Annotated in this window: 7 protein-coding genes and 1 pseudogene; 4 read left to right on the forward strand and 4 right to left on the reverse strand. The window is 43.1% G+C overall.

From position 1 onward, the window contains the following. The coding region (locus A3761_RS02060; protein ID WP_068749704.1) for a MaoC family dehydratase at positions 1–338 on the forward strand (338 nt) is incomplete at its 5' end. A 1-nt stretch (position 339) separates the two neighbouring features. Here the strand turns inward: A3761_RS02060 and A3761_RS02065 are convergent. After that, a complete protein-coding gene (locus tag A3761_RS02065) occupies positions 340–792 on the reverse strand; it encodes a DUF302 domain-containing protein (RefSeq protein WP_068513781.1) in 453 nt (150 codons plus the stop codon). 195 nt (positions 793–987) lie between these two features. Between A3761_RS02065 and A3761_RS02070 the strand changes: the two genes are divergently transcribed. Genes A3761_RS02070 through A3761_RS02075 form a run of 3 tightly spaced genes read left to right on the forward strand, consistent with a single transcriptional unit; the run spans position 988 to position 2377 of the window. Next, the gene (locus A3761_RS02070) at positions 988–1983 is read left to right on the forward strand and encodes a chemotaxis protein CheX (protein WP_068553928.1); all 996 of its coding nucleotides are present in this window, start codon (positions 988–990) and stop codon (positions 1981–1983) included. A 20-nt stretch (positions 1984–2003) separates the two neighbouring features. Beyond that, the gene (locus A3761_RS28740; protein WP_197469622.1) at positions 2004–2129 is read left to right on the forward strand and encodes a YacL family protein; all 126 of its coding nucleotides are present in this window, start codon (positions 2004–2006) and stop codon (positions 2127–2129) included. A gap of 14 nt (positions 2130–2143) precedes the next feature. Continuing rightward, a complete protein-coding gene (locus A3761_RS02075; protein ID WP_197469623.1) occupies positions 2144–2377 on the forward strand; it encodes a YacL family protein in 234 nt (77 codons plus the stop codon). A 17-nt stretch (positions 2378–2394) separates the two neighbouring features. Here A3761_RS02075 and phaC read toward each other — a convergent pair whose 3' ends face one another. The 3 genes and pseudogenes from phaC to A3761_RS02095 form a co-directional block, all read right to left on the reverse strand. After that, positions 2395–4182: a class I poly(R)-hydroxyalkanoic acid synthase gene (gene phaC, locus A3761_RS02080; RefSeq protein WP_068739020.1), complete on the reverse strand. Its 1788-nt coding sequence runs from the start codon at positions 4180–4182 to the stop codon at positions 2395–2397. Positions 4183–4336: 154 nt separating this feature from the next. Continuing rightward, positions 4337–4717 carry a phasin family protein gene (locus A3761_RS02085; RefSeq protein WP_068511741.1) on the reverse strand — a complete coding sequence of 127 codons (381 nt, stop codon included), beginning with the start codon at positions 4715–4717 and terminating at the stop codon, positions 4337–4339. A gap of 144 nt (positions 4718–4861) precedes the next feature. Next, positions 4862–5910: pseudogene (locus tag A3761_RS02095) on the reverse strand (acetyl-CoA hydrolase/transferase family protein). Between the last annotated feature and the right edge of the window lie 28 nt (positions 5911–5938).

Genomic DNA, 5938 nt, shown 5'->3' on the forward strand with positions numbered 1-5938 from the left:
ATGCTTTTGCAGAGTTATCACTTGACTTCAACCCGGTCCACCTTGACGCCGACTATGCAGCCAAGACACCATTTGGTAAACAAATAGTCCACGGGATGCTTGTTTCAAGCCTTTTTTCTGGTTTGTTAGGAAAACACCTGCCCGGAGAAGGTACCATTTACTTGGGGCAGGACTTAAAATTCAAGAAACCAATATTTATTAATCAGGAAGTCACTGCAACAGTAGAGATTATCAACATACGTAATGATAAGCCCATCATTACGCTTAGCACCCTCTGTGTAAACGATCAGGGAGAAACCGTGATCGAAGGCGAAGCGGTTGTTATGTTTGCTGGCTAAATTATTGACTAATTGCTGCGGTACTCAGCTTATTCAGTACTGCGGCGATTTTAGATATGACTTGGTCACAACCTTGAATATCGTGACGCTTCTGTAAATACTCCGGATTGTTGTATGAAATTCTGACCTTATTATCATTATCCTTTTGAATCATTACTTTCTGCGGTAAATCGATTGCTACCGCTGGCGCGCAGTTCATTAGAGGTGTTCCTACCTTTGGGTTACCAAAAAGAATAAGCTCCGTCTCGGGCATAGCCAAATTAACGCTTTCCGCATTTTCCTTGTGATCAATTCTTGCAAACAAACTTAGACCTTTCGCCAGAATAATTGATTCAAATCGGTCGGCAGTTTTCTTCACTGTATACGGGCTTTCAAGTGATACCAGGCCTTCAGAAGCGATAGCACTGAATGAAGCCAAAAAGCCGCATAGGACCATCAACATTATACTTTTCATAATTTTTCCTTTTTATTATCTATGTACTTAAGCGACTCCTGGTTAATAGCATATAAGGTAGCACACTCAAGTTCGAGCACAAGCGGCTCAATCTGATAATTTTACTCGCTAGCCTTATTTGTACACTATACTGTTGTAGCATCAAATGCAGTTTCAAATTTGTTAATTCTCAGGTCCGTTTTAAACGAGGTATGGATGAGCAAGGACACAAAAATTGTCAGTAAAGTACTTGTACACGAGTTCGAAAAAACGTCATTGACCTTGTTAAAAGATGTTTGCATTGAAAATAATTTGGTTGGTTTAAGAGTCAAAACCGAGGACGACCATATCGGTCTCGAAGGGGCGTCGAGTGAGTTTGACGAAGTCCTGTCGTCAAATCTCGACCTGGGCAGTGTATTCCTGACCGAAGCGCCTGATAGTAGTGGCGTAAGTGGTTTAGATTTGTGCCTCCAGATTCACCGCAAACGTCCTGAACTACCGATATTTTTACGCAGAGTAACGCGTAAAGAACTTTCTCCTGAAGTCCTTCAAGCGATTGCTGGCAGCTATGAAAACAACAACATTGACCAACTTAACGGTTTGATCAACGAGTATATTTGTAGCATGTATTACCCTCTGGAGTTGGCCAAGGGCTTTCAGGAGATCTCTACTCAAGTATTTGAAAGCCTGATCCCCGGGGTAAAAGTTCATTGTGATTACCCCTACCTGGTAAAAGACCAATTAATCTATGGTGAATTGTTCACACTGATTCCTTTGGAAAGTGACTGGTGCCGTGGTTATATGATGCTGCAGACCACTGAAAAGGAAATCACTGATTTAATTCGCTCTGACGCAACTGCCATTCATTCAATGCGTCCGAATCGCAATGATATTAACTCGATTCTCAACGAAGCCACCAACCTGATTTGGGGTAAAGCACGCTCTTGCTACTTCTCTTCCGTTGAGAGTTTAGAAGGCAATCGTATTTATGTCCCAACGCTGGTAAACCACTCTCAAAAACATATGTCCTTTGGTTCAACCGAGCCTCAACTATGCTTTAAGTTTAAGCTGATCGACCCTAAATTCCGCTTTGATGAAATCACCATCTATCAACGCCTTATCTTCAACCTTAGCTGGTCACCTGAAAAGTTTACTGAAAACGATCAAATTGTAGAGCACCTGGTTGAAAATGGTGATTTGGAAATGTTTTAATCAAACAACAGAGGCCAAAATTGGATTACGAGTTTTTGTTTGATGAGAGTTCCCAGCCGCAAGCCCTATTTTCTAGCGGCCATGAAGCTATCGCTACTTACTTCAATATGGAGCTAAAGACTATCGTCGCAATTGACGAGGTTTAACAATAATAGACAAAGTGGAAAAAGGACAAATCACTCAATACCACTTTCAAGGCTCTGAATTTCAACTCAGGTTAGACAAAGTGGGAGCAGAAGTTCTTGCGAACGCTCTCGGTTATGAGGTCTACGAAGAGCTTCCTGAAAATACAGAATTATATGACCAGGAGCTCCAGGCAGAATGTGGTTTACTTGACTTCCAACAAGCCTTGCTAGAATGGCAGCGTTTTATTAAAAACAAAAGCCTGCCCTAGAACGATAGTTTCTTCTATCAGTTCATCACACCAAGCTTACGTTTTACATAGGTACCAGGGGCATCACATAAGACTTCAAGCTTTCCTGCTTCGGGCAAACGAGCTTCGATCTCTTCGCCTTTATAGGGCTGGAGCCAGTCGTTCCAATGTGTCCACCAACTGCCTTTATGGTGCTCACTCGCCGCGAGCCACTCATCCGCATCGTCAACAATATTCTCATTCGTCCAGTAAGAATACTTCTTCTTCGCTGGAGGGTTAACAATACCCGCTATATGACCGGACTCACCCAGCACAAAGGTTGCGTTGTCTTTGCAGATTTTGGCACCTTCATAGGTAACACGCCACTTGGCAATATGATCTTGATGGGTACTGATAAAATACAAAGGTACTTCTATTTTGGACAAGTCTATTTTGGTGCCATTGACCGCATAAGCACCTGGTTTAACCAAACGATTTTCCATATAGAATTTTCGCAGCATCTCGTTATGACAAGCACCGGTGATATTAGTACTATCGGAGTTCCAGTATAAAAGATCAAAAGGCGTCGGAGACTCACCCTTTAGATAGTTCTGGATATAGTAATTCCAATACAGAGAGTTCTCACGCAGTTTGCTGAATGAAACCGCCATCACTCTGCCATCGAAGTAGCCTTTTTGATTATTCTGATGTTCTATCGCTTTAATCGTATGGTCATCGATAAATACACCAATATCTCCCGGATCAGAGAAATCTGTCAAGGTCGTAAAAAGCGTTGCTGACTTAACACGAGGCTTTAGCTTACGCGCAGCCATATAGGCTAGCGTAGTCATTAATAAGGTGCCGCCAATACAATAGGCCGCCGCATTGATTTCACGGATCCCCGTTTGTTTTTCAACCACTTCTAGAGCATGTAATGCACCGTCGGTGACATAGCGGTCGAAACCGATATTCCGCTCTTTTTCAGTCGGGTTCAACCAAGACACCATAAAGACGGTCTGCCCCTGCTCTACCGCCCATCGCACGAGGGAATTCTTTTCTGATAAATCGAGAATATAGAATTTATTGACGAAAGGTGGAATGATCAGCAAAGGCGTCTCAGTGATTTTATCGGTAAGCGGAGAGTATTGAATCAACTCAAACAACTCGCAACGATAAACAACCTTTCCTTTGGTGGTCGCAATATTTTCACCTAGCTGAAAGGCCTCATCATCCGTCATGGTGATTTTTAAGGTATCAGCACTTTTTTCCAAGTCTTTTACAAAGCGCTCAAAGCCCTGCACCAGATTGGCACCGCGAGTTTTAATCGTAAGACTTAAAAGCTCTGGGTTTGTAGGAATGTAGTTTGAAGGTGATGCGGCATTAACGAGCTGCCTGACAAAAAACTCTGCTCTGCTACGCGTTTTATCATCAAGGCCTGGCATAGAATTAATGCTATCTAACCATGCACGACCGGTCACCAAATAAGCTTGCTTGATAAAGTTAAAATAAGCGTTTTCAACCCAGCCTTCATCACTAAATCGAAAATCTCCTTTTTCCGCCTCAACGACCGGCTCAACCTCTCGACCCGCAACCTGCGATAAAGCCGACTTAACGACACGAAAGTAATTCTTGCCCAAGTCTGCCGTTTGCTTTGTCGTTTCCCAAGGATGCTTTACAACCTCTTGGACATACTTTAGAAAAGACTCTGTAGCATCACTGGCAACAGCCTGCAAGCTACCATGCTCTTCATTCAATTGAGTTGAAAGGTAAGTTAAAGCGCGCTGGCTTTCTTCCATTGCCTTGGCACTCATTTTCCAATAGGGATTATCAAAAAGGTTTTTCGTCATAAGAGCGTGTTCCTAATTATTCTTATAGAACAGGCAGCCAAAAGGGCTAAATACCCAATCTAGAGGTATAGATAGCGGTATGGAGAAAGTGCCTGCGAAAAAAGTCATGAACGGCCAGAACTGCTAAGTAGTACTGGCCTTCATTGTCATACCACTACTTTGCTTTACTTGTCGCTTTAGCAGCTGGTTTTGCTTCAGTTTTGGGCTCTGAAGCCGACTTCATAATTTCTTCCAACTCTTCACGAAACTTACTTCCAGCATCGCTAAGTGCTTGAATATCAGTCATCATCTGCTCGTTTAGCTCGCCAAAAGCTTCCATCTGCTCTTTAAAGAAATCCTGTAAAGACTCAGGGTCCTTTACTTCGGTAAATGCTTTAAAACGGGCCGATGCAAAGTCTGAATATTTTTTCGCCGACTCCATTTGTGCTTTGAAGGTTTCCTGCATAGAGCTGGTCATTAACTCACCAACTTTACTCATAGGCGCCAGTGATTCCTTTGCTTTTTCGTTTAGATCTTTCAAAAAATCTGTATTCAATTCCCTATCCTCATCACTGGGTTTAACAAAACATATCCTTGGCATATTAAGACACTTTTATGTCAGAGATATTTCTATTCGATTGTAATACTAGAAAGGAATAATCCTCAATGACCCAAGTCATAAAAGCGTCCCTCTCTTTAACTATGAAGCAATTTCTGCACCGGGCAACTTTCGCCCACTTTTTCCCAAAGCCCCCATTGCTCGGGCACTATCGATCAACTCTTGCTGAAACCTGGGATGCGCCAGCTGTATTAGTAGCTCAGCCCTTTCACTTAAAGATTTACCCTTTAAATCTACACAGCCATTTTCCGTCACAATATAATGCGTATCCATACGGGTATCGGTCACAGCCCCACCCTCTATGCGTGGGACAATTCGACTCACCTGACCTTTTTTTGCTGTAGAATGAAGCGCGATAAAAGAACGGCCATTCTCGGCCATATAAGCCCCCTCACAAAATCCAACTGCCCTCCGGTGCCTGAAAACTGCTGACCATTCATATGCTCTGCATTCACCTGCCCCGTCAAATCAACTTCGATTGCAGCGTTTACAGAAACCATATTATTGTTCTTACTGATCACTGCCGGATTATTCACCCAGGAAGCAGGATAACCAACGATCGAAGGGTTATCATCCATAAAGTCATACATCGCTTTGTCACCCAAAGCTAAGGTAAACACGTGCTTGTGCTGCATCCAGGATTTTTTCTTACCGGTCAGAACTCCCCACTGAATCAACCTAACCATCGCGGGCGAAAACAACTCAGAGTGCAGGCCTAAATTTCGGTGGCTATCTAACATTCCGAGCACCGCATTTGGCACACCACCAACTCCCATCTGCAATGTATCTTCATCATGGATATGTTCTGCAATCTGACTGGCAATTATCTTGTCTATTGGACCAGGCTCAGATAATTGCGTTTCGCACAGAGCCTCATCATGTTCGACCAGTGCATCAATCTCGGAAATATGAATGGTACATTCACCAAACGTTTTAGGCATATTCGAGTTAACCTCAACCACCACTCGCCTGGCTTTACGAATGACACTCGCGCCATAGTCGGCATTAGTCCCCAGACTAAAATAACCGTGTTTATCCATACTTGAGACTGTCACCATAAAACAATCCGGTGATATATGGGCAGTCAGCAAACGTCCAACCTGATGAAAATTAGTCGGTACAAACTGCATCCATGCTTCATCTTTTGACTCAGCCAGC

Source organism: Oleiphilus sp. HI0123 (assembly GCF_001635315.1).

What these genes read in the sequence shown, in the direction of transcription:
- A3761_RS02065 (WP_068513781.1), bottom strand. Translation starts at nt 792, where the DNA reads ATGAAAAGTATAATGTTGATGGTCCTATGCGGCTTTTTGGCTTCATTC.
- A3761_RS02070 (WP_068553928.1), top strand. Translation starts at nt 988, where the DNA reads ATGAGCAAGGACACAAAAATTGTCAGTAAAGTACTTGTACACGAGTTC.
- phaC (WP_068739020.1), bottom strand. Translation starts at nt 4,182, where the DNA reads ATGACGAAAAACCTTTTTGATAATCCCTATTGGAAAATGAGTGCCAAG.